The sequence below is a fragment of the Parvibaculum sp. genome (genome assembly GCF_035325945.1).
GTDB lineage: Bacteria > Pseudomonadota > Alphaproteobacteria > Parvibaculales > Parvibaculaceae > Parvibaculum.
The window spans coordinates 44530-67666 of sequence record NZ_DAOKYX010000014.1 but is presented as its reverse complement, the minus strand read 5'-3'; the positions used below and the strand labels follow the sequence as shown (position 1 = coordinate 67666).

Genomic DNA, 23137 nt, shown 5'->3' with positions numbered 1-23137 from the left:
GCGAGCGCAGACTGCACCCCAAAAATACATTATTTTTTTGTATATCAATACAGAAAAATAAATCTCGCGGAAAAATAGATTCTTTCCGCAAGCCGGAATGTGAATTTACCCAGAGCCGGAGTTGAGCCCCTTATGAACATGCCCCTGTCCATCCTCCCCGGCATTGGCCTCACCGATCGGCAAATGGAGCAGCTCGAAGCGCTGGCGACCGCGCTGAGGCCGGATCAGCAGCTCTGGGCGAGCGGCTATCTCGCCGGCGTGGCGCAGGCCCGCCTGTCGGGAGCGGGTCTCGTGACCGAGACTGCTTCCGCCCCGGCGGGCGCCGTTGGCGAGGCGTCGTCCGCCGATGCCGTGACGCTGACGATCCTCTATGCGAGCGAGACGGGAAATGCGGCGGAGCTTGCGCGGCGCATTGAGGCGCGGGCGCAGGGGCTCGGTCTCAAGGCGAGCGCGAGCGATCTCGCGGCCTACAAGACGCGCGGCCTCAAGGACGAGAAGCTCATTCTCCTCGTCTCGAGCACGCATGGCGAAGGCGATGCGCCCGAGCCCGCGGCGGGCTTCTTTGAATTCATCAATGGCCGCAAGGCGCCGAAACTCGAAGGCGTACGTTTCGCCGTTCTGGGCCTTGGCGATTCCACCTACGAATTCTTCTGCGAGGCGGCCAGGATTCTCGACCGGCGCTTCGAGGAGCTTGGCGCGACCCGCATCCATGAGCGCGTCGATTGCGACGTCGATTATGAAGAGCCGGCGGAAGCCTGGATCGAGGCCGTGCTGGAAAAGCTGCGCGCCGATGCTGCCCCGGCAAGCGCGGGAGCGGTGAATGTGGCGCTGCCGGCCGCGGGAGCGGCGTTGGCCTCCGCGATACATGACAAGCGCAACCCGTTTCCGGCGCCGGTCATCGAAAACCTCGCCATCACGGGACGCGGCTCCAGCAAGGAAACGCGCCACATCGAATTCGCGCTCGATCAGTCCGGTCTTGTCTATCAACCCGGCGATGCGCTCGGCATCGTCGCCCGCAACGATCCGGCTCTGGTCGAGGAGCTTCTGGAACTGGGCGGCCTGACGGGCGGCGAAGCTGTCGCATCGAAGGGGGGCGAGGTTTCGCTCGCGGATGCGCTCTCCCGCGACTACGAGATCACGGCGCTTACGCCGAAATTCATCCAGCACTGGGGCGAGCTTTCGGCTTCCGATGAATTGCGCGCCCTTTCCGATGCCGCGAACCGCGCCGCGCTGACGGCCTTCATGAAGGGCCACCACATCGTCGATGTCATGCGCGACTATCCCGTCCCGGGCCTTAACGCCGAACGGCTCCTCGCGGGCCTGCGCGGATTGCAGCCGCGGCTCTATTCGATTGCGTCGAGCCACCTTGCCGTGCCCGACGAGGTGCATATCACCGTGTCGGCCGTTCGCTACGATCTTCATGGCAGCGAGAGAACGGGCGTCGCCTCCTGCTTCCTCGCCGACAGGATCAAGCCCGACGATTTCGTCCCGGTCTATATTCAGCACAATGATAATTTCCGGCTGCCCGAGGACCGCGAAGCGCCGATCATCATGGTCGGCGCGGGCACCGGCGTCGCACCCTTCCGCGCCTTCGTCCAGCATCGCGAGGCTGAAGGTCCGCAGGGAAAGGCGTGGCTCTTCTTCGGCGAGCGGAATTTCCGCACCGATTTTCTCTATCAGACCGAGTGGCAGGGCTGGCTCAAGGATGGTGTGCTCGATCGGATGGATGTTGCCTTCTCCCGGGACCAGGCGGAGAAGCGCTACATCCAGCACGTGATGCTCGAGCGCGGCGCCGAGCTTTTCGCATGGCTCGAGGAAGGCGCGCATCTCTATCTCTGCGGCGATGCCGAAAAGCTCGCGCCCGATGTGCATGAAGCGCTGCTTTCCATCGTGGAGAGCAATGGCGCCCTGACGCGGGAAGGCGCCGAGGAATATCTGCGCGATTTGCAGCGCGGCGGGCGCTACCAGCGCGACGTCTATTGAGGATCACGTCATGAGTGCCGAAACGAAACTCCCCGCTATCGACCGCAGCCACGACATCTCGCAGCCGCTCGAGAAGCTCCATCCGAATGAGCGCCTGAAGGATCAGAGCAACTATCTGCGCGGCACGATCGAGCAGAGCCTCGCCGCGCCGCTCACCGGCTCGGTCACGAGTGACGATACGAAACTGATGAAGTTTCATGGCATCTACCAGCAGGACGACCGCGATCTGCGTGAGGAGCGCCGCCGCCAGAAGCTGGAGCCCGCCTATCAGTTCATGGTTCGCGTGCGTCTGGCGGGGGGCGTGTGCAGCCCACGCCAGTGGCTGAAGATCGACGAGCTTTCCGAGCTCTATGGCGGCGCCACGCTCCGCATGACCACGCGCCAGACCTTCCAGTTTCACGGCATATTGAAGCCCAACCTCAGAAACACCATTCAGGGGCTCAACGAGGTTCTTCTCGACACCATCGCGGCCTGCGGCGACGACACGCGCGGCGTGATGTGCTCGGTCAATCCGCATCTCTCCGCGCTTCATGCGGAAGTCTACGATCTCGCCCGGCGCACATCGAACCGCGTCATCCCCAAGACGCGCGCCTATCACGAGATCTGGCTCAATGGCGAAAAAGTCGCGGCCTCCGACGCGGATACGCCCCCGGAAGACCCGATCTATGGCCGCACCTATCTGCCGCGCAAGTTCAAGTTCGGTTTCGTGATCCCGCCCGTGAACGACATCGATGTCTATGCGCAGGATGTGGGGCTCATTGCGATTGCCGAGGGCGAAAAGCTCCTCGGCTTCAATCTCAGCGTCGGCGGCGGCATGGGCAACACCGACAATGCGCCGGAGACCTTCCCGCGCCTCGGCGATGTCGTGGGATATTTCCCAAAGGAAAAGCTCTTCGACATCGCGGTCGCGACCGCCACCATCCAGCGCGACTATGGCGATCGCGTCGATCGCATGCATGCCCGCTTCAAATACACCATCGAGGACAGGGGAACCGACTGGTTCAAGGCCGAGCTCGCGAGCAGGGTCGGCTTTCCGCTCGAGGAGGCGCGGCCTTTCGAGTTCACGAGCAATGGCGACACCTATGGCTGGGTGCAGGGCTCGGATGGCATGTGGCACTTCACCATGTTCATCGAGAACGGACGCATCAGGAACACGCCACAGCGCCCGCTCAAGACGGCGCTGCGCGAACTGGCGCTCGTTCACAAGGGCGAGCTGCGCCTGACGCCGAACCAGAACCTCATCGTCGCCAATGTCAGCGAAGCGGAAAAGCCGCATATCGCCGACATGCTTGCCGCCTATGGGCTCGATTCCTCCATCCATGTGAGCGCGCTCAGGCTGAACTCGATGGCCTGCGTCGCGCTTCCCACATGCGGCCTCGCAATGGCCGAAAGCGAGCGCTACCTGCCGACCCTCGTCACCAAGGTCGAGCGCATCCTCGCTGATCACGGACTTCAGGACGTGCCGATCACCATGCGCATGACGGGCTGCCCCAATGGCTGCGCGCGGCCCTATATCGCGGAGATCGGTTTCACGGGCCGCGCCCCCGGAAAATACAATTTCTATCTGGGCGGCGGCTTCCACGGTCAGAGGCTCAATCGCCTCTATCTGGAGAATGTCGGCGAGGCGCGCATCCTCGAGGAACTGGGCAAGATCATCGCGCACTTCGCCAAGGACCGTCACGACAAGGAACATTTCGGCGATTTCGTCATACGCGCCGGCTATGTGCGCGCAGTGACGGGCGGAAACGATTTCAATAGCTGACGGCACCGCCGTCGCAAGGAGGATCAAATGAGCGGTTACATGCTGATTTCGTCGCGCGATCCGTTCGAGTGCGGCGATACGGAGAGCTTCTACCGACTGGCCACCGATCTGAAGGCGAAAGGGCGCGATGTGACGCTCTTCCTCGTTCAGAACGGCGTTCTGCCCGCCCGCGTCGGCGCGGACAATGCGGCGCTCCGCCAGGCGATCGGCGCAGGCGTTCGCGTGCTCGCCGACGACTTCTCGCTTCGCGAGCGCGCCCTCGACAAGGGTGTCCTTGCCGACGGCGTCAAATCGGCTCCGCTCGAAAGCGTCGTAGACGCACTTGCGGCGGGCGCCAAGGCCCTGTGGCACTGAACGGCTTTTTACGTTGACGCAGTTCCGGGCGGAAAAACGCTGCCGCGCTTTCCCGGAACTGCTCTGGGAGAAATCAGATGAGCAATCCTAAGACACTCGCTTTTGCGATCATGGACCCGCCCTATGAGAGCGCGCGTTCCACAACCTTCTTCCGCCTGCTCGAGATCGCGGCCGGCCGCGGCTACAATCTCAACGTCTTCGCCTATGAGGGCGGCGTGCACCTGTCATTCGAGCAGCAGAAGCCGCATGGCAACGGCGTCCACGGCACCGATGTGGAGGCCGAGAATCATCCGCTTCCGAAGATCTGGGTGAGCGAGATCATCGCCAAGGCCGAGAAGAATGGCGGAACGGTCAACTGGGTGAATTGTGGCCTGTGCGCCGATGAACGCGGCATCGACAAGGTTGTGGCCGGCGTGCGGCGCGGCGGACCCGCCGATTTCTGGAAGCTCGCTGCGGCTTCCGACAATTCACTCGTCATTGGAACAAGGTGAATGCGATGAAGGCACTTCAGATCATAGAGGCCGCCTTCCGCGGCACTCTCGAGGAACAGGACGATACGATCATCTGGCTGACCCACTCCATGCGCGATGCGGGCGGCGATCTTTCCGTGCTCCTGACGGGCAATGCCGTCAATTACGCGGTGAAGGGACAGGATGCGAGCGGGCTCCGCTTCGGCGGCTGGACCCAGACACATCCGCCCCGCATCGGCCACGAGCTTGAGAAGCTCGCCGGCAAGGGCGTGCCGGTCTATGCTGTCCGCGACGATCTCGACCGCCGCGGACTTGGGCAGGCGGCTCTCGTGCAGGGCGTGAAGGTCGTCGCGCGTGAAGCGGTGGCCGGTCTCTTCGATGAGCACGATCAGGTCTGGCACTGGTAGGACGGACGAAATGAGCGGCACTGGCTCGGAACGGACGGATCGGGCGGGCGCGTCTTCCGCGCGCTCCATCATCGACAATGCGGGGTCCGTGTTCCGGACCAGGGCTTGCGACATTCTCGGCTGCGAAGTTCCGGTCGTGCTCGCAGGGATGGGCGGCGTCGCCCGCTCGGAGCTGGTCGCGGCGGTGAGCGAGGCCGGCGGTTATGGCTTCCTCGGCATGGTCCGGGAATCGCCGCGTTTCATCCGTAGGCAGATCAATGAGGTGAGGGCGGCGACGAAACACGATTTCGGCGTCAACCTCATTCCCGCCGCAACGCCGCCCGCGGTCTTTGAGGAGGAGCTCAAGGTCTGCATCGAGGAAAAGGTCCATTCGGTCTGCCTTTTCTGGGATGTCGACCCGCTCGCCATCGCGAGATTGCGCGATAGCGGGATTCTGGTCGTCTGCCAGGTCGGCTCCCTGCGCGACGCCGAAGAGGCGCTGGCGGCGGGCGCCCAGATTCTCATCGCTCAAGGCGTCGAGGCGGGTGGCCATGTACGCGGAGAGGAAGCCCGCATGAGGCTTCTCGCCGAAGTGCTGAAGATTTCGGGCGATGTGCCCGTCCTTGTCGCGGGTGGCATCGCGACGGGCAAGGACTTCATCGAGGTGCTGGATCACGGCGCCTCGGGCGTGGTGCTCGGAACCGCGCTCCTCGCCACGCGCGAGTCCTTCGCGCATGACTATCACAAGCAGAGGGTTGTGGAAGGCTCGTCGGCCGACACGCTGCGCACCACGGCATTTCACATCAACTGGCCAGCCGGCGCTTATGTGCGTGTGCTGAAGAACAGCGTGACCGAAGGGCGCCATGGCGATCCCTTCCAGCCGCGCCTTCAGACTGTCGGCGAGGATTTCGGCCGCGCGCTCTATCGCTTCAGCACGGATTCTCCCTTACGCTCAACGACCGGCGATCTCGAGACCATGGCGATCTATGCCGGCGAGGGAACGGGCCGGATCAACGACATCGTTCCGGCGGAGGAGCGCATCGCCGGAATTCTGGACGAGGCGCTCGCCTTGCGCGCGGCCGCGAGCAAGGCGGATGCTTCCGCCGGTGAGCCTGCCTCGCCCGTCTGCTATGCCCGCGAAGCCGATGACGCCTATATGGGATTTCTCTCCCATGCGGAGCTTGTCGCCTTCCTGAACATGCTTCTGGAGGCGGAGCGGGCGGGCGCGCGCGCTGCCGCCCGGCTCGCGGTCGATCTGGCGGACCCGGCCGCGCAGGCCGCCATGCGCGAGCTTCACGCCAATGAAACCTATTGCTGCCGTCTGCTGCTCGATGAGATCGCCGCGCTCGGCGAATTGCCTTCGCCGCGAACGGGCGAGTTCTATGTCAAGCTGATGGCGGTCGAGGGCAATGACGCGCGAGTGGCCTTCCTTGCCAAGGGGCAGCGATGGGTGGCGCGAAAGCTTCGCGAGACGCTGCCGAAAATCCGCGCCGATGGGCTCCATGCGCGCCTGACCGAGATGCTGGCGCTGCACGAAACGGCCGAAACGTAGCGTAACCGCGCGTCTCCCCGCCCGGGCGCCAGAGTCGGCCGCCCGGCCCGCCGGGAGCCCTCCCGGCAGGGTCTCCTTTGCCTCTAGGAATGGGGCCGCACTATCCCTTAAGCTTGTGTCCATCGCTCATGGAGCGGACAAAACAACAAGACTTTCGGGAGGAGATCATGGGTGGCAAGCCGTCAGTGGCGGTGATCGGAGCGGGTCTCGGCGGGTTGTGCGCCGCGATCAAGCTCAAGGAAGCCGGCTTCGAGGACATCGTCATTCTGGAAAAGGCCGACAAGGTCGGCGGCACCTGGCGCGACAATTCCTATCCGGGCTGCGCCTGCGACACGCCGGTGGCGATGTATCAGTTCTCCTTCGCGCCGAGCCTCGCCTGGAGCCATATCTTCCCCCGCGCGGCCGAGGTGCAGCGCTACTCGGAATATCTGGTCGATAGTTTCGGCCTCGCCCCGCATCTGAAACTCGGCACGGAGACGAAGAAGGCCCAGTGGGACGATACGAAGTCGCTCTGGCGGATCGAGACGGGCGCGGGCGAGACGATCGAGGTGCAGGCGATCGTGCCGGCGCTCGGCCAGCTCAACCGCCCGACCATCCCCGAGATTGCGGGCCGCGAGAGCTTCGCGGGCCCGGCCTTCCATTCCGCGCGCTGGGACCATTCGGTCAGCCTCAAGGGCAAGCGCGTCGGCGTCATCGGTTCGGCGGCAAGCGCCGTGCAGCTCATTCCCGAGGTCGCCAAAGAGGCGGCGCATCTCACCGTCTTCCAGCGCACGCCGAACTGGGTGATCCCGCGCCTCGACCGCCCGATCACCGAGGAAGAGAAGGCGCTGATGATGACCGAGCCGCATGTCGCGCAGCTCGGCCGCGAGCAGATTTACGCGGGTGCGGATTATCTTTTCTGGCAGGTCTTCAGCTGGACGAAGGAAGGCCGTGCCGCCTATACGCGCGTCGCGCTCAACCATCTGGAAGAGCAGGTGCCCGATCCCGAGCTTCGCAAGAAGCTGACGCCCGACTATCCGATCGGCTGCAAGCGCATCCTCATCACCGATGATTTCTATCCCGCTCTCATGCGCCCCAACGTGTCGCTGGTGACGGAGGGCGTCTCGCGCATCACGCCGAAGGGCGTCGAAACCGCCGATGGCGCGGCCCATGATCTCGACGTCATCGTCTATGCGACAGGCTTCGAGACGACCGGCTGGCACTGGTCGATGGATGTCGTCGGCCGCGAGGGCCAGCGCCTCAACGATGTCTGGAACGAAGCGCCCGAAGCCTATCTCGGCATCACGACCGCGGGCTTCCCCAACATGTTCATGCTGTACGGGCCCAACACCAATCTCGGCCACAACACGATCACCTTCATGATCGAGCGCCAGGTCGAATATGCGGTGCGCGCTCTCCAGCAGATGCAGGCCGCGGGTGCTGTTTCGATCGAGGTGACGAAGGCGGCGCAGGAGCGCTTCAATCGCGAGCTTCAGGCGGCGCTGGCCAAGACCACCTGGGCCGATCCCGGCTGCAATTCCTGGTACAAGACCGCCGATGGCCGCATCACCCAGAACTGGTCCTCGCATACGCGCGATTACGCGAAGGCGACGGCCGAGCTGGCGCTGGAGGATTACACGCTGCGGCAGCGTCAGGCGGTGCCCGCTCAATAACCGCGAATGACATGCGGGCGGGCTCGAATGTGAGCCCGTCCGTATCCATCGGAACGAGGTTCATCCCTGCTTGCGCGGCACGAGCCCCTTCGTCAGCAGGCTGATATACTCGTCGACTATCCTCTGTTCGGAAAGATCGGCATCGCGATTGCGCCAATGGCCGAGCGAATTGAGCGCTCCTGCCAGCGCAAAAGCCGTCACTTTCGGATCGGATGAGGCGATGGAGCCATCGGCAATGCCATCCGAAACGAGTTCGCGGATCTTGTGGTCGATGTCGGATTTGATGCGCCTGATCTTCTTGCGGCTCGCATCCGACAGTTCCGTATCGCTGATGCGGACGGCGCAGCGCCCGAAATCCGTGTCGATGAGGCGCGCATATCGCCGCAGATAGGCGACGAGGCGCTGGAGGCCCGTTGCCTTCGCTTCCTCGTCATCGGCCACGGCCGCCTCGTCGTCCAGCCGGTCGAGCACATGTTCGATACAGGCGAAGAGCATCGCCTCCTTGTTCTTGAAATAATAATAGAGCGTCGGCTTCGTCACATTCAGTAGCCGCGCCACTTCGTCGAGCGATGTGCGGTGATAGCCGTATTCGGCGAAGACATGCGCTGCCGCCGCGAGAACCGCATCCCGCTTCAGCTCCTTTTCGCGCTTTCGCTCCCGCGATTTCTTCCAGGGTGAGGTGATCGCCGCGCCCGGCATCCTGTTCTCTCCGATTGGGGTTCGCGAGCATAGGAACCCGGCCCCCTGTTTGACAAGATACTACAGGGAATATAAGTTACTCATCAGTAGAATTTTGGCAAAAGGCCGGAACGGCGGGGGGAAGCGTTGTATCTGACACAAGCCATCCATCGGGCGGCGGCCACGACGCCCGATGCCGTCGCCACGATCTGCGGCGAGCGCAGGCATAGCTGGGCGGAGATGAAGGACAGGATCGCTCGCTTCGCGGGTGCGCTTCTCGATCTCGGCATCAAGCCGGGAGATCGCATCGCCGTGCTGGCCATGAACTCAGACCGCTATTTCGAGATTTATGCGTCGGTCTACTGGGCGGGCGCGGCCATCGTGCCGATGAACACGCGCTGGTCTGTGCCCGAGCACGTCTATTCGATCGAGGATGCGGGCGTGACGATCCTCATTGTCGATGACACCTTCCTTGAGATGGGTCGCGCGATCAAGGATGTCTGCGAGGGCATTGCCTGCCTCATCCATGCCGGCGACAAGCCGGCTCCCGACGGCCTCATGGATTACGAGGCGCTGATCGCCGATGCCACGCCCGCACCCGACGCGCTCCGCTCGGGCGGCGACCTCGCCGGCATCTTCTACACGGGCGGCACGACCGGCTTCCCGAAAGGCGTGATGCTGTCCCACCAGAACCTCTGGACCGGGGCGCTCTGTGTCGGCGCTGGCATCCACTACGATTCCTCGGTGCGCTATCTCCATGCGGCGCCGATGTTCCACCTTGCCGATGTCGGGCTGGGCAATGCGGCTTCCATCTTCGGCGGTTCGCATGTGTTCATGCCGTCCTTCGAGCCTTCGGCCTTTCTGCGCCTCGTCGAGAAGGAGCGCGTGACCCACACCCTGCTCGTGCCGACCATGATCCGGATGCTGCTCGATTGCCCGGACTTCGGAAAGCATGACCTCTCCTCATGGAAGGGCCTTCTTTACGGCGCATCGCCCATGGCGGAAGCGCTGCTCGAGGCGGCGCTGAAGGCGCTTCCCGGCGTCGCCTTCACGCAAGGCTACGGCCAGACGGAGCTTGCCCCGCTCGCAACCCTGCTCGGGCCCGAATGGCATGTGCTGGAAGGGCCGCGAGCCGGCAAGCTGCGCTCGGCGGGGCGTCCGGGCATCTGCGTCGAGGTGAAGATCGTCGGCGCCGATGGCGAGGAGCGTCAGTACGGAGAGGTCGGCGAGGTCGCCGTTCGCGGCCCCAATGCAATGATGGGCTACTGGAACAAGCCGGATCAGACCGCCGCCACGCTCGTCAATGGCTGGGTGAGAACAGGTGACGGCGGCCATCTGGATGAGGACGGGTTTCTCTACATCGTCGATCGCGTGAAGGACATGATCGTCTCCGGTGGCGAGAACGTCTATTCCGCCGAAGTCGAGAACGCGCTCATGAAGCATGAGGCCGTCGTCGAATGCGCCGTCATCGGCGTACCGGACGCAAAATGGGGTGAGCGCGTCCACGCCATCGTCGTGACGCGGCCCGGCCGTCAGGTTTCGGCCGACGATCTGATGCAGCACTGCAAGGCGCTCATCGCCGGTTACAAATGCCCGCGCAGCGTCGAGTTCAGTGCCGAACCCCTGCCGAAATCGGGCGCCGGAAAAATTCTGAAAGCCGACCTCCGCAAACGCTTCTGGGCCGGTGAAGCCCGGAATGTCAGCTAAAGGACAATTCGAATGAACCGTGTCGTCGTGGCGGGCGTGGGCATGCTCCCATTCGTGAAACCGGGAGCCGCAGCGCCATATAATGAAATGGGGGCGGAGGCGATCCGTCTCGCGCTCAAGGATGCGAACCTCTCCTATGAGCATGTGGGGCAGGCCTATGCTGGCTGGGTCTATGGCGATTCGACCGCAGGTCAGGCCGCACTCTACAAGGTAGGTCTTTCGGGCATCCCGGTCGTCAACGTCAACAATAATTGCTCGACCGGCTCCACGGCGCTCTTTCTGGCGCGCCAGGCCGTCGAAAGCGGCATCGTCGATTGTGCGCTGGCCTTCGGCTTCGAGCAGATGGCGCCCGGCGCGCTCTCGACCCTTTTCAACGATCGCCCCGGCCCGCTCGACGATTTTCTGGAAGTCGCGAACGAAGCCTTCGAGGGAGCCGAAACCGTGCCCATGGCGCTGCGTCTGTTCGGCGGTGCCGGATATGAGTATCAGCAGAGATATGGGGCGCGCAGCGAGACTTTCGCCAAGGTGCGCGAGAAGGCGAGCCACCACGCCCGGCATAATGAACGCGCGATCTTCCGAACGCCGCTCAGCGTGGAAGACGTGCTGCAATCGCCGACGATGTTTCTCAATCTGACCCGGCATCAATGCTGCCCGCCAAGCTCAGGCGCGGCCGCGGCCATCCTCTGTAGCGAGCAGTTTGCGCGCAAGCATGGGCTCGATGCGCGGATCGTCATAGCGGGGCAGGCGATGACGACCGACCGGCCCTCGACCTTCGCCGAGCGCAGCCTCATCAAGGCGGTCGGCGCCGACATGACGAAGGAGGCCGCCCAACTCGTCTATGAGCAGGCGGGCATCGGCCCCGATGATGTCGATGTCATCGAGCTCCATGACTGCTTCACGACGAATGAAGTCATCACCTATGAGGGCCTCGGCCTTTGCGCTGAGGGCGCCGCCGAAAAATTCATCTGGGATGGCGACAACACCTATGGTGGAAAGGTGGTGACGAACCCGTCGGGCGGCCTTCTCTCCAAGGGACATCCCCTCGGCGCGACCGGTCTCGGCCAGTGCGCGGAACTCGTCTGGCAGCTTCGCGGAACCGCAGGCGTGCGCCAGGTCGAGGGCGCGCGTATCGGGCTTCAGCACAATCTCGGGCTGGGCGGCGCCTGCGTTGTCACCCTTTATGAGCGCAAGGAGTGAGCCCCATGATCGATCGCAAGTTCATCGGGCATGAATTCGCCCCGATTACCGCCGAGGTCGAGAAGGGACGATTGCGCTTCTTCGCCAAGGCGACCGGCAATAAGGACGCCATCTATTCCGACGAGGAGGCGGCCCGGCAGGCGGGATATGCCTCGCTGCCCGTACCGCCCACATTCCTCTTCTGCCTCGAGATGGATCGCGAAGATCCCATGGATTTTCTCACTCTGCTCGGCGTCGATCTCGGCCGCGTCCTTCATGGCGAGCAGAATTTCGTCTATCGCGCGCCGGTCTGCGCGGGTGATCGCATCACTTTCCGCACCCGCATTTCCGACATCTACGACAAGAAGGGTGGGGCGCTCGAATTCATCGTCACCGAAACCGAGGCTCGCAATCAGCATGGCGTCCATGTCGCCGACATGCGCCGCTCGATCGTCGTGCGCAACGGCTAGGAGAAGAAAGATGACGGATCTCACGACCGCGCCCGAAGGCGCCATCGTCGGCAGTATCACCGCCGACAGGATCACGCGCCACATGCTCGCGCTCTATTGCGGCGCCTCCGGCGATCACAACCCCATTCATGTCGACATCGATTTCGCGAAGGCGGCGGGCATGCCCGATGTCTTCGCCCACGGCATGTTGTCGATGGCCTTTCTCGGACGCCTCCTCACGGACCTCGCGCCGCAATCGGCGCTGCGGAGTTTCGGCACGCGCTTTGCCGCCATTACGCATCTTGGGTCCGAGATCACCTGCACGGCGAAGCTCGTCGAGCGTTTCGCCGTCGATGATGAGCGGCGCGTGAGGCTCGAACTCGTTGCCAGCGATCAGAGCGGCGACGTGAAGCTTGTCGGAGAAGCGGTACTCGCGCTCCAGGAACGGGAATGAAACGATGAAGAAACTCGAAGGAAAGGTTGCGCTCATATCGGGCTCGGGCCGCGGCATTGGCCGTGCGCTGGCGCTGAAACTCGCACGCGAGGGCGCCTGCGTCGTCGTGAACGACATGGATCAGGCGCCGGCGGATGAGGTCGTTGCCGAAATCCGCAAGGAGGGCGGCGAGGCGACCTCATGCGTGGGGAGCGTCACGGCGCTGGATTTTGGCGAGCGCTTCGTCCAGACGGCGCTCGACAGCTACAAGGGCCTCGACATCATCGTCAACAATGCGGGCTACACCTGGGACAACGTCATTCAGAAGATGAGCGACGAGCAGTTCCAGGCCATGCTCGATGTGCATCTGACGGCGCCCTTCCGGATCCTTCGCGCGGCTGCCGAGCCTATTCGCGTCTTCGCGAAGAACGAAGCGCAGCAGGGCAAGGAAGTGTTCCGCAAGATCGTCAACATCTCCTCGGTTGCGGGCCTCGGCGGCAATACGGGACAGGTGAGCTATTCGTCGGCGAAGGCCGGTCTCGTCGGCATGACGAAGACCATGTCGAAGGAGTGGGGCAGGTTCAAGGTCAATGTGAACTGCGTGGCCTTCGGCTTCATCAAGACCCGCCTGACACAGCCGCTGACGGAAGCGGGCGCGAGCATCGATGTCGAGGGGCGCAAGATCGCCGTGGGCGTGCAGCCGGCCTTCATCGACGCGATGGAAAAACAGATGATCCCCCTCGGCCGCGCCGGCACGCCGGAGGAAGCGGCGGACGGCGTCTATCTCTTCTGCACGCCGGAGTCGAATTACATCAGCGGGCAGGTCGTCATCGTAGGCGGCGGAGTCTCGCTCTGAATGAGATGGGGCGGGTTCGACGCCCGCCCCATTGCCCCCTCACATTGCCTTGCGCCGCTAAACCTGCCGCGCATGCCGCGCATGAGCGGCGCTCACAAGCTCCTGAAACTGGATGACGCCATTCTCATGTACCGATGAGAGACGTCCCCTGTCATAGATGCCGGCCTGAAGGTTCGCCTGCACGGCCTGACAAATGGCGAGGTCTTCCTTCGCCACGGTGTAGGCCCACTCGATCAGCTCATCCCGTTCCTTCTCCTTCGCCGGGTCGAGTTCGTTGAAGAGATAGCGATAGGTCAGCCGCATTCTGGTCGGGCCCAGCGGCTCGACCTGCCCGATATTCATGCCCCAATTGTACATGTTGAAGAAGAGCCCCGGCAGACGCCATACCCATAGCCCGTCCGTCTGCCCGCCGTCGCGCGCGGGCGCATAATGCCGCTGCACGCGCAGGCCGATCGCGTCGATGCGATAGCCGCGCATGTCGATCGCGCCATTGAGACCCGGATGTATGGTCGGGATGTGCCATGCCTCGGCGTAATTATCGCAATAGGTCTTCCAGTTGATATCGGCTTCGACGGAAAACTGACGGGCGAGCTTCATGGTCTCGATCGGGTGGCGGAGCGCGACGGTCGAGATGTCGCTGAGCCATGCATCGAGCGGCTCGACATCCGCATCGAGCGCCACAAAGACGAATCCGCGCCACGTTTCGCAGCGCGCGGGCACGAGGCCATAGGCGCTCTTGTCGATCTCCATGTCCGGCGCGCCGCGAAGATTGCCCTCGAAATCATAGAGCCAGCGATGATAGGGGCATGAGAGACGGTCCGTGTGGCCGGTGCAGTCTCCGCCTACCAGCGGTGAGGCGCGGTGGCGGCAAACATTGTGGAAGCAGCGCAAGGCCCCGTCCTTGCCGCGTATCGCAAAGACCGGGTATCCCGCAATGGTCGCGGAAATATAGTCTCCGGGCGCTTCAAGCTGCGAGACGCGCCCGATGAGTACCCAGCTCTTCGCCCAGATTTCGCGCCGTTCTATCTCCCAGGCTTCCGCGCTCCAGTAGAGTTGCGCGGGCAGCGTTTCGGGATCAGGCGATGTGGTGCCTGCCGTCATGTGTTTTCCCCTCCGGCCAGCGGATGTGGAGCCGCCATTCTGTTGCCGGCTGACGGTATCGGCGGGGTGGCGCGCGCGGTATATCCTCGTTGGGATAGTCAGGCCGAGGTTTCGACCATCGCCGCTTCCTGCAGCGTTTCGAAGAACAAGGCGAGCAATTCGGCCTGCGAGCGCACATCGAGTTTGATGTAGATGCGCTTGATGTGATTGCGCACTGTGCCTGGCGCGATCTTCAGCATGCGCCCGACCGATTTCGGCGGCAGTCCCTTGAGAAGGAGATGGGTGACTTCCTTTTCGCGCTCGCTCAGCGCATCGGCACCGAAACTTTCATAGGCGGCCGAGAGCATCTGGTGCAGCCGGTGAGAGGGGCTGGCGCCGCCATGGTTCTGTTCCTGATAGAGGTTCCATATGCGCCGTGCCGCGATCTCGACGCTGTCGGTCACGGCGACGAGCCGCCGGAATTCGCTCGCGTTGAAATGCGGCGCGCCGACGAAACGCATGAGCGAGAAATAGGCCGCGAAATCGTCGGTCAGGTAGAGCAGATAGCAGATCTCGTCGATCATGCCATAGGGGCGATAATAGGAAATGTAATAGGCGCTATCGCGGAAATCTGGCGGAAACATTTCCTTCGGTGACAGGCAGACGCTCTGCCTGCGTTTCAGAAACTGCTCATAGCTCGGGTCGAGCAGGTACTGACCCTCCTTGTAGTCGCGGTTCCACTCATATTCCCCGTCAAGGTCGATGACGAGAGGCGGCGCATCCCTGAGATAGAAGCCCGCATAGAGCGTCGTATCGGGAACGAGCGCGCTGAGACCTCTGCCGAGCTTGCGGATGCTTTCGACGGCATCCGTCTCGGTGAGCGCATCGCCGAGATGCCGGCTCCATGATGCCGTGAGCGTGAGCGGGAGTGTGCCTTTGAGGTCGATTCCGGAATTCATGCATACCTTCCATTCGTCCCGGAAATAGTTCAGCGGGAGAGGCCGATTGTCCAGCCTTCCTGGCGCATGTCTCGCTGCCTCGCCACCCTAATAGCCTACCAAGGACACAGATCGGAGCTGATGCCCTGCGATAGAAATGTCTTCGGCCGTTCAGGCCGGAACACGAACGACGTTTTCAGCGGGTGCCCCTCGTGGGTACCGGGAGCACGACATGACCCTCGCCGGCATCAAGGCCCAGCCGATGGCAACCGCGGATATGGACAGGCGGTACAATCTTCATCCCTTCACCAATCTCGGGCTGATGGAAAAGTCCGAGCGGACGGTGATCGTCGGGGCCAAGGGCAATTATGTTTTCGGTGAGGATGGCCGGAAATTCCTCGACGGCCTTGGCGGCATGTGGTGCGTCAATATCGGGCACGGTCGCGAGGAGATGGCCGAAGCGATCGCCGATCAGATCCGCACGCTCGATTACTACTCGCCCTTCGATGATCTGACGACACCCGCCATGGCGACCCTCGCCGCCGCGCTCGCTCGCCATACGCCGGGCTCGCTCAACCGCGTTCTCTTCACGACGGGTGGGTCGACTGCGGCTGATTCGGCCATTCGGATCGCGCATCACTATTTCGAGCAGCTCGGGCAGAAGTCGCGTCGGCACATCATCTCCCGCGACCGCGCCTATCATGGCAGCACCTATCTGACGGCATCGCTGAGCGACCGGAGCTATTGCGATGGCTGGCTCAGGGAGGCCGGCTTCATCCATCATCTTCGCGCGCCGGGGCTCTATCGCCGCCCCGATGGCATGTCGGAGGCCGAGTTCGCGGACAGCCTCATCGAGGAATTCGAAGCGAAGATTTCCGAACTCGGCGCCGAGAACATCGCCGCCTTCATCGCAGAGCCGATCCAGGGCTCGGGCGGCGTCATTGTTCCGCCCGAGGGTTATCTGAAGAGGATGCGCGAGACATGCCGGAAATACGGCATCCTCTACATCTCCGATGAAGTCGTGACCGCCTTCGGCCGCCTCGGCCACATCTTCGCTTCGGAAGCGGAATTCGGCATCGTGCCGGACATCATCACCTCCGCGAAGGGGCTGACCTCGGGCTATATTCCGCTCGGCGCGGCCATCATTTCGGACGAGATCTACGAAGTGCTGCGCGGAGCACACTCCTACTTCAATACGGGCTTCACCTATTCTGGTCACGCGGTCGCCTGCACGGCGGCGCTCAAGAGCCTCGAGATCATCGAGCGCGAGAAGCTCTGCGATCATGTGCGTGCGATCGGCCCGCGCTTTGAAGGCGCGCTCGCCGGGCTCCGCGATCTGCCGCTTGTCGGTGATGTACGTGGCCGCAGGCTGATGATGTGCGTCGAATATGTGGCGGACAAGGCGCGCAAGGAGCTTTTCACCGACGAGACGCGCATCGGAAAGCGCATCTGGCGCCACTGCCAGAAAAGGGGGCTTCTGGTACGGCCGCTGGCGCATCTCAACGTGCTGTCGCCGCCGCTGACGCTCAACGAAGGCGAGATCGACTTTATCGCGGAGGTTTTGCGTGCCGCCATCATCGATACGGCGGATGAACTCGTCCGTGAAGGTGTGCGCGTCGCGTGATCACTATCCCATCTAGGCCATTTCGTTCTGGCCTGATGGCTTTAGTCTGGCAACCTCGGCTTCCATGCCGGGATTTTGTAAAGGGCCGCTCGGGAGGCGGGCCCGCATGAACGAGGGGGGCTTAATGCTGGGGGAGTACGGGAATCGGAAGGTGGGGCTTCTGGGGCTATTCGCCGGAGCAGGTCTCATCTTCGCAACAGCCATGCCGGAAGCGGCCATGGCCATGAAGTTCAAATCCGGCGCGTTCGACATCGCCATCGACACGACGCTGTCCGCGAGCGCCATGGTGCGAACCTCGCCGCGCAATTGCGCCTTCATAAGCTCCACCAATCCGCAGGGCTGCGCCTCGGATGGCCTGACTGACAATTATGATGACGGCGATCTCAATTTCGACCGCTGGGACATTGTCAGCGCGCCGCTCGGGGGCCTCACCGAAATCGAGGTGAAGTCCGGCGACTATGGTGTCTTCCTTCGCAGCAGCTATTTCGTCGATGCGATTCTCGCCGACAGGGATTCGACCCGGCGAACCGACCTCAGTGACACGGCGGTTCATCGCGAAGGCCGCCGCATCCGGCTCCTCGACGCCTATGTCTATGGCGAGGTTCCCGTCGGTGACATGTCGATGAATGTGCGCCTGGGCAATCAGGTGCTGAACTGGGGCGAAAGCCTCTTCTTCGGCGGCGGTATTGCCGAAACCAATTCCTATGATACCTCGAAGCTGCGCGGTGCCGGCGCCGAGATCAAGGAGGCGTTCCTACCGGCGCCCATGGGCCTCGTGCAGTTCTCGCCCTTCGATGGCCTCGACATCTCTGCCTATTATCAGGTGCGGTGGAATCCGACCGAGCTTGATCCGGTCGGCACTTTCTTCTCTCAGGAAGACATCATCGGCCCCGGCCATCAGGGTATTTTCTACGGACCCGCTCTCGGCGGTATCGGCGATCCGGGTGCGTCCGGCGTTCCGGCCGATGCTCAGTTCCTTCTTGGCACGGCCATCCCCGATGTCGGCGGCGGCGAGCCGCGCCATTCCGGCCAGTGGGGCGTTTCGGGCCGCTATTTCGCCGATGCGCTACAGACGGAATTCGGCCTCTACTACATGCGCTATCACCAGAAGGTGCCGGCAGTCGGCGTCAACGCGCAGTGCTTCGGCACGCCTGTCGACTGCTACCCCATGTCCTATTTCCTCAATTACGCCGAAGATCAGAACCTCTATGGCGTGACGGCGAGCTATGTGTGGCAGGGCGTTTCCTTCGGTGCCGAGGTCGCGCATCAGCCGGGCTATGCCGTACCGCTCGCCGACCCCTTCACGCCCGCCGCGATCAAGGCGATGGAAGCGGACCCCGTCACCTTCCTTGGCGGGGCGAGGGAGGAGGGTTTCGCCCGTGCGAACCGTACACAGACGATCCTCAACGCGATTTACATCTCGCCGCCGACGGATCCTGTTTTCGGACCGCTCATCCGTGGGCTCGGCATGGACGATCTGACCGTGATGGCCGAAGCCGCATGGACGCATTTCGACCGGAAGCCCGCCTACACATTCGGCGACGTCAATGCGGCCGGTTACGTGCTCGATGTGACGGGCAGCTATCAGGGCGTCTGGGGCACGCCATGGGTTCTCTATCCCGGCGTGAGCTTCAAGCATGATGTGCGCGGCACGGCGCTCGACTATGCGCTCACCGATACGCATATCGATGGGCGCAAGTCCATCACGCTGCGCCTGACGGCGGACTACCAGTCCGTCTGGAGCATCGGCGTTGCCTACACCAACAATTTCGGCGGCGGGATGATGAACTTCGCGAGCGATCGCGACTTCGCCTCCGTCAGCGTCGCCTATTCGTTCTGAACGCGGCACGATCCAGAAATCTGAAAGGGTCAAGAAAATGTCGAAAGGGTATTTTGCCGCCGCGACTCTGCTCGCCTGTGCGGTTGCCGGTAGCGCTTTGGCAAGCGATGCGTCGGATCTCGGCGGCAAGCTCACGCCGGTGGGTGCGGAGCGCGCCGGCAATGCCGCGGGCACCATTCCGGCCTGGGATGGCGGCATCACGACGCCGCCGGCGGGCTACAAGCCGGGCGGGGATTATGTCGATCCCTATGCCGGGGACGCGAAGCTCTTCTCGATCGAGAAGAGCAATGTCGATCAATACAAGGACCAGCTGACCGCCGGGCAGCGCATGCTCTTCGCGCGCTACCCCGAATACAGGATGGACGTCTATCCGACGCATCGCAGTTGCTCCCTTCCGGCCAGCAATTACGAGAAGACGAAGCAGAATGTCGGCGTCGCGAAGCTCGATCCCGCGAATTCCGATCTCGTGAACGCTGTGCCGGGTGGGCTTCCCTTCCCGCTGCCGCAATCTGGTGCCGAAGCGATGTGGAACCACCGCCTTGCCTTCGAGGGTGTCGGGCGCAATGTGGCCGGCACATCGGCCGTGGTCGATGAGGGCGGCAAGTTCGTGCCCCAGAAATGGGAGGAAGTTCGCCTCTCGAGCTACTACAACCCGGCGAACACGACGTTTGAGGCGCTCAACAACGTTCAGCTCAAATATTTCACGATCTATACGGAGCCGGCGCGGCTTGCGGGCGAGGAATATCTCGTTCACGAGACGCTGAACGGCGAGCGCAACGCCTGGATCTACACGCCCGGTCTTCGCCGCGTCCGCCGCGCTCCGACGCTCGCCTATGACAATCCTTCCTCGGGCTATGAGGGGCTTGCGACGAACGATCAGCTCTACATGTTCAACGGCAGGCTCGATCGCTACGACTGGAAGCTTCTCGGCAAGAAGGAAGTTTTCATTTCCTACAACAACTATGCCTTTGCAAGCTCCGCTCATCGCGTTCGCGATCTGACGAAGAAGAACTTTCCCAATCGCGACCTCGTCCGCTACGAGCTTCACAGGGTCTGGGTGGTGGAGGCGAATCTCAAGCCCGGCATCAGGCACCTCTTGCCCCGCCGCGTCTTCTATATCGATGAGGATAGCTGGCGTGTCGTCGCGACCGATATCTATGACAGCCAGGGCGCGCTCTGGCGCTATCAGGAGGAGACGACCGTAAACGCTTATGACGTCCCCACCTGCTTCAGCTTCGGCCAGACCTTCTACGATTTCCAGGTCGGCCGCTACATTCTCGACCTCGCCTACAATGACGACCGCCGCCCCGATTTCCACGCCGAGGCAACGGGTGGCGCGACCGATGATATGTTCACCATCGGCTATCTGCGCAAGCGGGGTACGCGCTGAGCTTATCTCCCGTCGCGTGCATGTGCATGTTGATCCTCCTACTTGGGCGGGACTTCAGGATCCCGCCCATTTTTTCGTCATCCCGTGTAAGCTCGCCGTGACCACGGCGGAAGAGGCGTTGAGCAATGGAAGCGAGTGAGCCTTCGGGGCAAGCCTGGTGGGCGTCCATCGATCATCGCCGCCCGGCGGTGCTGTTCCTCATCGCGCTCGCAGGCAGCTATGGCATGCTCTTCGCTTCCATGTTGCCAGCACTGGTCAACACATGGCTCGTGCATCTGAAGCTCACGGAGCAGGTGGCAGGCTTCATCGCGACGGCCAATATTCTCGCGGCGACCGTCGGCCTCGCCCTTTCGATCGTCCTCGTTTCCCGCTGGCCGCTCGTCCGTATCGCGCGGGCTGGTATCGCCATTGCCGCGGCGGGCGACATCGCCTCGATCTTTGCCGCATCCGCCGTCGAGCTTGGCGTGCTGCGCCTCATTGCAGGCTTCGGACTCGGCCTTCTCGCTGGCGCCATGACCAACTGGTTCGGCCGTCATGAACATGCCGAGCGCGGATTCGGCATCTCGGTCATGCTTCAATTCGTGCTGACGGCGCTGCTTTTTGCGCTCATTCCCGTGATCGAGCCATGGTTCGGCGATGCGAGCATCTATGTGGCGCTGCTGACGCTCGGCCTTGCCGCCATTCTTCTTTCACCACTTTTCAATCTGAATGGCGGTTTTGCGCCGCTCGTCGCTCCGGCGGAGGAAACCGATGCCGCGAGTGATCGAAGATCGCTCGGGCTCATGGTTCTTGCCGTGCTGGCCTTCGCGCTCTTCGAACTCGCGGTTGTCGGGCTGTGGAGCTACATGCTGCGCTATGCAGAGCTGAGCGGCCTTTCGTCCGCATCGGCAGCGCGCGTGCTTGCGCTCTCCTCGCTCTGCGGCATTCCCGGCACCGTGCTCGTTCTCGTTTTCGGGAGCCGCTATGGGCGATGGCGCCCCCTGCTTGTCTCGCTCGCCCTCTATGTCCTGCCGACGCTCGTGCTTGCGCTGTCGAGTGCTTCGAGCGCTCTTCTGATCTTTGGCCTCGTGCTGCAGAATATCGCCTGGGCGATCGCCGTTCCCTATTTTCAGGCCGTGCAGGCCTGTCTCGACAGGTCGGGCCGGCTCGCGATCTGGGGCATGCTTGCCGCTTCGGTCGGGGCGGGTTTCGGTCCCGCCCTTCTCGGCGCGGCGATAGATGGCGGTTCCTTCGCCATGGCCTTCGGGGCGGCCGTTCTGATGCTCGCAGTCTCGGCAATGATCGTTGCCCGGCCAGCGATTGTCGCCGACCGGATCGAGCCATGAGGTTCAGCTTCTTCCGCGAAAATCGGGAAAGGCATCGCCGCTGAAAAGCGGCGGCGCCACGCGCTCATAGGCGGCGGCGAGCGCGAATGCCGTCACATCGTCATAGCGGTTCGCGATGATCTGGATCGAGGTCGGAACGTTGTTCGATGCGCGTCCCGTCTGTGCCACGACGATGGGATGCAGATAGAGCAGATTGAAGGGGTGTGTGAGCCACCAGCCCGTGAACCCGTCCACCTTCACGCCATTGATGACGAGTTCGTCGGCGAAAGCTTCATGCTCCGCCGGAACGGAAGGAACGGCGGCGGTCGGACAGACGATCGCATCGAAACCGGCGCCATAGATGGCGCTGATCTCCCGGTTCATCTCGGCGACGAGATCCGCCGCGCGCTCCACTGTGCCCTTCGGCATTGCGGTGGCCATGGCGTGCATGTGCCTGAAATGATCGGACACATCGTCCGGCTTCGTCACGAGATCGACGACATTGTCGATGAAGTTGCGCCAGTAGCTCGTGAGCGCCGTTCCGACAAAAGCGTCGTAAACCATCTCCGCAGTCCAGCCGATTCTGACCTCTTCAACCGCAGCGCCCAGAGCCTCGAAGTGCCGGAGGGCGGCTTCGGTGTTGCGGCGGACCTCCGGATCGACCTGCGCGTAGCCGAGATCGGGACTATAGGCGATGCGCATCCCCGCGGGATCGGGAAGGCGCGTGGGCAGGCTGCGTTTCGGAAGCGCTGTGTGATCGTAAGGCGCAGGCCCGTTGCCGAGATCATACATCATGGCAAGGTCGCCAACGCTGCGCGCCATGGGCCCATAGACCGATTGCGGCGCCAGCGCCCATGGCACAACAGTCGGAAAGCGGCCGTAAGGTGCCTTGAGGCCATAGACGCCGTTGACGCTCGCAGGCAGCCGGATGGAACCGGCAGAGTCGCTGCCCGTCGCCAGCGTGCACATGCCCGCCGCGAGTGCGGCGCCCGAACCGCCCGAGGAGCCGGCCGGCGTATAGTCGAGGTTCCACGGATTGCGCGTGACGCCCCAGAGCGCCGACTTCGTGACGCCCGCCATGCAGAACTCCGGCACGGTCGTCTTCATATGGACGATCGCGCCCGCGTCGACATAGCGCTGCACCATCGGGTGTGAGACGGGCGCCACGTAATCCTTGAAAAGGACGGAGCCCGATGCCGTCACCTTGCCTTCGACATCCGTGTCGTCCTTGACCGCGAGCGCGACCCCCTCGAGCGGCCGCGCTTCGCCGCGCATATAGCGATCTTCCGCATGCTTCGCCGCCACGCGCGCCTCATCGAAGAATTGCCAGGCGGTGGCATTGATCTTCGGTTCGACCTCGTTGGCGCGCGCGATCTGCGCATCGAGCATTTCAACGGGAGAGAGTTCGCGTGCCCTGAAGAGGCGCAATTGCGCCGCCGCGGACAAATAGACGAGATCGAGATCGGCGGCCATGCTGCATTCCCCCGGAATTTTATGAACATG

The 23137-nt window shown here is 62.9% G+C and carries 20 protein-coding genes; 16 read left to right on the top strand and 4 right to left on the bottom strand.

What is annotated here, in order from left to right; genetic code table 11:
• Positions 1-132 precede the first annotated feature (132 nt).
• The 7 genes from PKA57_RS08955 to PKA57_RS08925 all read left to right on the top strand — a co-directional run bounded on the left by PKA57_RS08955 (position 133) and on the right by PKA57_RS08925 (position 8159).
• On the top strand, positions 133-1983 hold the full coding sequence (locus tag PKA57_RS08955) for an assimilatory sulfite reductase (NADPH) flavoprotein subunit (RefSeq protein WP_324299683.1): 1851 nt from the start codon (positions 133-135) through the stop codon (positions 1981-1983).
• A 10-nt stretch (positions 1984-1993) separates the two neighbouring features.
• Positions 1994-3745: an NADPH-dependent assimilatory sulfite reductase hemoprotein subunit gene (locus tag PKA57_RS08950; protein ID WP_324299681.1), complete on the top strand. Its 1752-nt coding sequence runs from the start codon at positions 1994-1996 to the stop codon at positions 3743-3745.
• A 27-nt stretch (positions 3746-3772) separates the two neighbouring features.
• Positions 3773-4099 carry a hypothetical protein gene (locus PKA57_RS08945; RefSeq protein ID WP_324299679.1) on the top strand — a complete coding sequence of 109 codons (327 nt, stop codon included), beginning with the start codon at positions 3773-3775 and terminating at the stop codon, positions 4097-4099.
• Between the two features lie 77 nt (positions 4100-4176).
• Positions 4177-4590 (top strand): DsrE family protein, encoded by a 414-nt coding sequence (locus tag PKA57_RS08940; RefSeq protein ID WP_324299677.1) that lies wholly within the window; start codon positions 4177-4179, stop codon positions 4588-4590.
• A gap of 5 nt (positions 4591-4595) precedes the next feature.
• Positions 4596-4976 carry a DsrE family protein gene (locus PKA57_RS08935; RefSeq protein ID WP_324299675.1) on the top strand — a complete coding sequence of 127 codons (381 nt, stop codon included), beginning with the start codon at positions 4596-4598 and terminating at the stop codon, positions 4974-4976.
• Positions 4977-4986: 10 nt separating this feature from the next.
• Complete coding sequence (locus PKA57_RS08930) at positions 4987-6507, top strand: nitronate monooxygenase (RefSeq protein WP_324299673.1); 1521 nt, start codon at positions 4987-4989, stop codon at positions 6505-6507.
• A 167-nt stretch (positions 6508-6674) separates the two neighbouring features.
• On the top strand, positions 6675-8159 hold the full coding sequence (locus PKA57_RS08925; protein WP_324299671.1) for an NAD(P)/FAD-dependent oxidoreductase: 1485 nt from the start codon (positions 6675-6677) through the stop codon (positions 8157-8159).
• A 60-nt stretch (positions 8160-8219) separates the two neighbouring features.
• On the opposite strand, the gene PKA57_RS08920 is transcribed toward PKA57_RS08925, so the two are convergent.
• Positions 8220-8858 (bottom strand): TetR/AcrR family transcriptional regulator, encoded by a 639-nt coding sequence (locus tag PKA57_RS08920; protein WP_324299669.1) that lies wholly within the window; start codon positions 8856-8858, stop codon positions 8220-8222.
• Between the two features lie 126 nt (positions 8859-8984).
• Between PKA57_RS08920 and PKA57_RS08915 the strand changes: the two genes are divergently transcribed.
• Genes PKA57_RS08915 through PKA57_RS08895 form a run of 5 tightly spaced genes read left to right on the top strand, consistent with a single transcriptional unit; the run spans position 8985 to position 13458 of the window.
• Positions 8985-10544, top strand: a complete 1560-nt coding sequence (locus PKA57_RS08915; protein WP_324299667.1) for a long-chain-fatty-acid--CoA ligase — start codon at positions 8985-8987, stop codon at positions 10542-10544.
• Between the two features lie 12 nt (positions 10545-10556).
• Positions 10557-11741 carry a lipid-transfer protein gene (locus PKA57_RS08910; RefSeq protein ID WP_324299665.1) on the top strand — a complete coding sequence of 395 codons (1185 nt, stop codon included), beginning with the start codon at positions 10557-10559 and terminating at the stop codon, positions 11739-11741.
• Positions 11742-11746: 5 nt separating this feature from the next.
• Positions 11747-12190: a MaoC family dehydratase N-terminal domain-containing protein gene (locus PKA57_RS08905; protein WP_324299663.1), complete on the top strand. Its 444-nt coding sequence runs from the start codon at positions 11747-11749 to the stop codon at positions 12188-12190.
• Positions 12191-12200: 10 nt separating this feature from the next.
• Positions 12201-12623 carry a MaoC family dehydratase gene (locus PKA57_RS08900; RefSeq protein WP_324299661.1) on the top strand — a complete coding sequence of 141 codons (423 nt, stop codon included), beginning with the start codon at positions 12201-12203 and terminating at the stop codon, positions 12621-12623.
• Positions 12624-12627: 4 nt separating this feature from the next.
• A complete protein-coding gene (locus PKA57_RS08895; RefSeq protein WP_324299659.1) occupies positions 12628-13458 on the top strand; it encodes an SDR family NAD(P)-dependent oxidoreductase in 831 nt (276 codons plus the stop codon).
• A gap of 57 nt (positions 13459-13515) precedes the next feature.
• Here PKA57_RS08895 and PKA57_RS08890 read toward each other — a convergent pair whose 3' ends face one another.
• Positions 13516-14559: an aromatic ring-hydroxylating dioxygenase subunit alpha gene (locus tag PKA57_RS08890; RefSeq protein WP_324299658.1), complete on the bottom strand. Its 1044-nt coding sequence runs from the start codon at positions 14557-14559 to the stop codon at positions 13516-13518.
• Between the two features lie 98 nt (positions 14560-14657).
• Positions 14658-15497: a helix-turn-helix transcriptional regulator gene (locus PKA57_RS08885; RefSeq protein ID WP_324299655.1), complete on the bottom strand. Its 840-nt coding sequence runs from the start codon at positions 15495-15497 to the stop codon at positions 14658-14660.
• A gap of 211 nt (positions 15498-15708) precedes the next feature.
• Here PKA57_RS08885 and PKA57_RS08880 point away from each other — a divergent pair, with 211 nt between their 5' ends.
• From PKA57_RS08880 to PKA57_RS08865, 4 genes are all read left to right on the top strand, one after another.
• Positions 15709-17100 carry an aminotransferase gene (locus tag PKA57_RS08880; protein ID WP_324299653.1) on the top strand — a complete coding sequence of 464 codons (1392 nt, stop codon included), beginning with the start codon at positions 15709-15711 and terminating at the stop codon, positions 17098-17100.
• A gap of 64 nt (positions 17101-17164) precedes the next feature.
• On the top strand, positions 17165-18940 hold the full coding sequence (locus PKA57_RS08875; protein ID WP_324299651.1) for a DUF1302 domain-containing protein: 1776 nt from the start codon (positions 17165-17167) through the stop codon (positions 18938-18940).
• 37 nt (positions 18941-18977) lie between these two features.
• The gene (locus PKA57_RS08870) at positions 18978-20330 is read left to right on the top strand and encodes a DUF1329 domain-containing protein (RefSeq protein WP_324299649.1); all 1353 of its coding nucleotides are present in this window, start codon (positions 18978-18980) and stop codon (positions 20328-20330) included.
• A 125-nt stretch (positions 20331-20455) separates the two neighbouring features.
• Positions 20456-21655, top strand: coding sequence for an MFS transporter (locus PKA57_RS08865; RefSeq protein ID WP_324299647.1), 1200 nt, complete (start codon positions 20456-20458; stop codon positions 21653-21655).
• A gap of 3 nt (positions 21656-21658) precedes the next feature.
• Here the strand turns inward: PKA57_RS08865 and PKA57_RS08860 are convergent, their stop codons facing one another.
• On the bottom strand, positions 21659-23107 hold the full coding sequence (locus tag PKA57_RS08860; RefSeq protein WP_324299644.1) for an amidase: 1449 nt from the start codon (positions 23105-23107) through the stop codon (positions 21659-21661).
• Between the last annotated feature and the right edge of the window lie 30 nt (positions 23108-23137).

Coding starts and splice junctions, on each gene's coding strand:
- PKA57_RS08885 (WP_324299655.1), bottom strand. CDS start 15,497: ATGAATTCCGGAATCGACCTCAAAGGCACACTCCCGCTCACGCTCACG.
- PKA57_RS08875 (WP_324299651.1), top strand. CDS start 17,165: ATGCCGGGATTTTGTAAAGGGCCGCTCGGGAGGCGGGCCCGCATGAAC.
- PKA57_RS08870 (WP_324299649.1), top strand. CDS start 18,978: ATGTCGAAAGGGTATTTTGCCGCCGCGACTCTGCTCGCCTGTGCGGTT.
- PKA57_RS08895 (WP_324299659.1), top strand. CDS start 12,628: ATGAAGAAACTCGAAGGAAAGGTTGCGCTCATATCGGGCTCGGGCCGC.
- PKA57_RS08935 (WP_324299675.1), top strand. CDS start 4,596: ATGAAGGCACTTCAGATCATAGAGGCCGCCTTCCGCGGCACTCTCGAG.
- PKA57_RS08905 (WP_324299663.1), top strand. CDS start 11,747: ATGATCGATCGCAAGTTCATCGGGCATGAATTCGCCCCGATTACCGCC.
- PKA57_RS08930 (WP_324299673.1), top strand. CDS start 4,987: ATGAGCGGCACTGGCTCGGAACGGACGGATCGGGCGGGCGCGTCTTCC.
- PKA57_RS08925 (WP_324299671.1), top strand. CDS start 6,675: ATGGGTGGCAAGCCGTCAGTGGCGGTGATCGGAGCGGGTCTCGGCGGG.
- PKA57_RS08920 (WP_324299669.1), bottom strand. CDS start 8,858: ATGCCGGGCGCGGCGATCACCTCACCCTGGAAGAAATCGCGGGAGCGA.
- PKA57_RS08900 (WP_324299661.1), top strand. CDS start 12,201: ATGACGGATCTCACGACCGCGCCCGAAGGCGCCATCGTCGGCAGTATC.
- PKA57_RS08955 (WP_324299683.1), top strand. CDS start 133: ATGAACATGCCCCTGTCCATCCTCCCCGGCATTGGCCTCACCGATCGG.
- PKA57_RS08865 (WP_324299647.1), top strand. CDS start 20,456: ATGGAAGCGAGTGAGCCTTCGGGGCAAGCCTGGTGGGCGTCCATCGAT.
- PKA57_RS08950 (WP_324299681.1), top strand. CDS start 1,994: ATGAGTGCCGAAACGAAACTCCCCGCTATCGACCGCAGCCACGACATC.
- PKA57_RS08890 (WP_324299658.1), bottom strand. CDS start 14,559: ATGACGGCAGGCACCACATCGCCTGATCCCGAAACGCTGCCCGCGCAA.
- PKA57_RS08860 (WP_324299644.1), bottom strand. CDS start 23,107: ATGGCCGCCGATCTCGATCTCGTCTATTTGTCCGCGGCGGCGCAATTG.
- PKA57_RS08880 (WP_324299653.1), top strand. CDS start 15,709: ATGACCCTCGCCGGCATCAAGGCCCAGCCGATGGCAACCGCGGATATG.
- PKA57_RS08940 (WP_324299677.1), top strand. CDS start 4,177: ATGAGCAATCCTAAGACACTCGCTTTTGCGATCATGGACCCGCCCTAT.
- PKA57_RS08910 (WP_324299665.1), top strand. CDS start 10,557: ATGAACCGTGTCGTCGTGGCGGGCGTGGGCATGCTCCCATTCGTGAAA.
- PKA57_RS08945 (WP_324299679.1), top strand. CDS start 3,773: ATGAGCGGTTACATGCTGATTTCGTCGCGCGATCCGTTCGAGTGCGGC.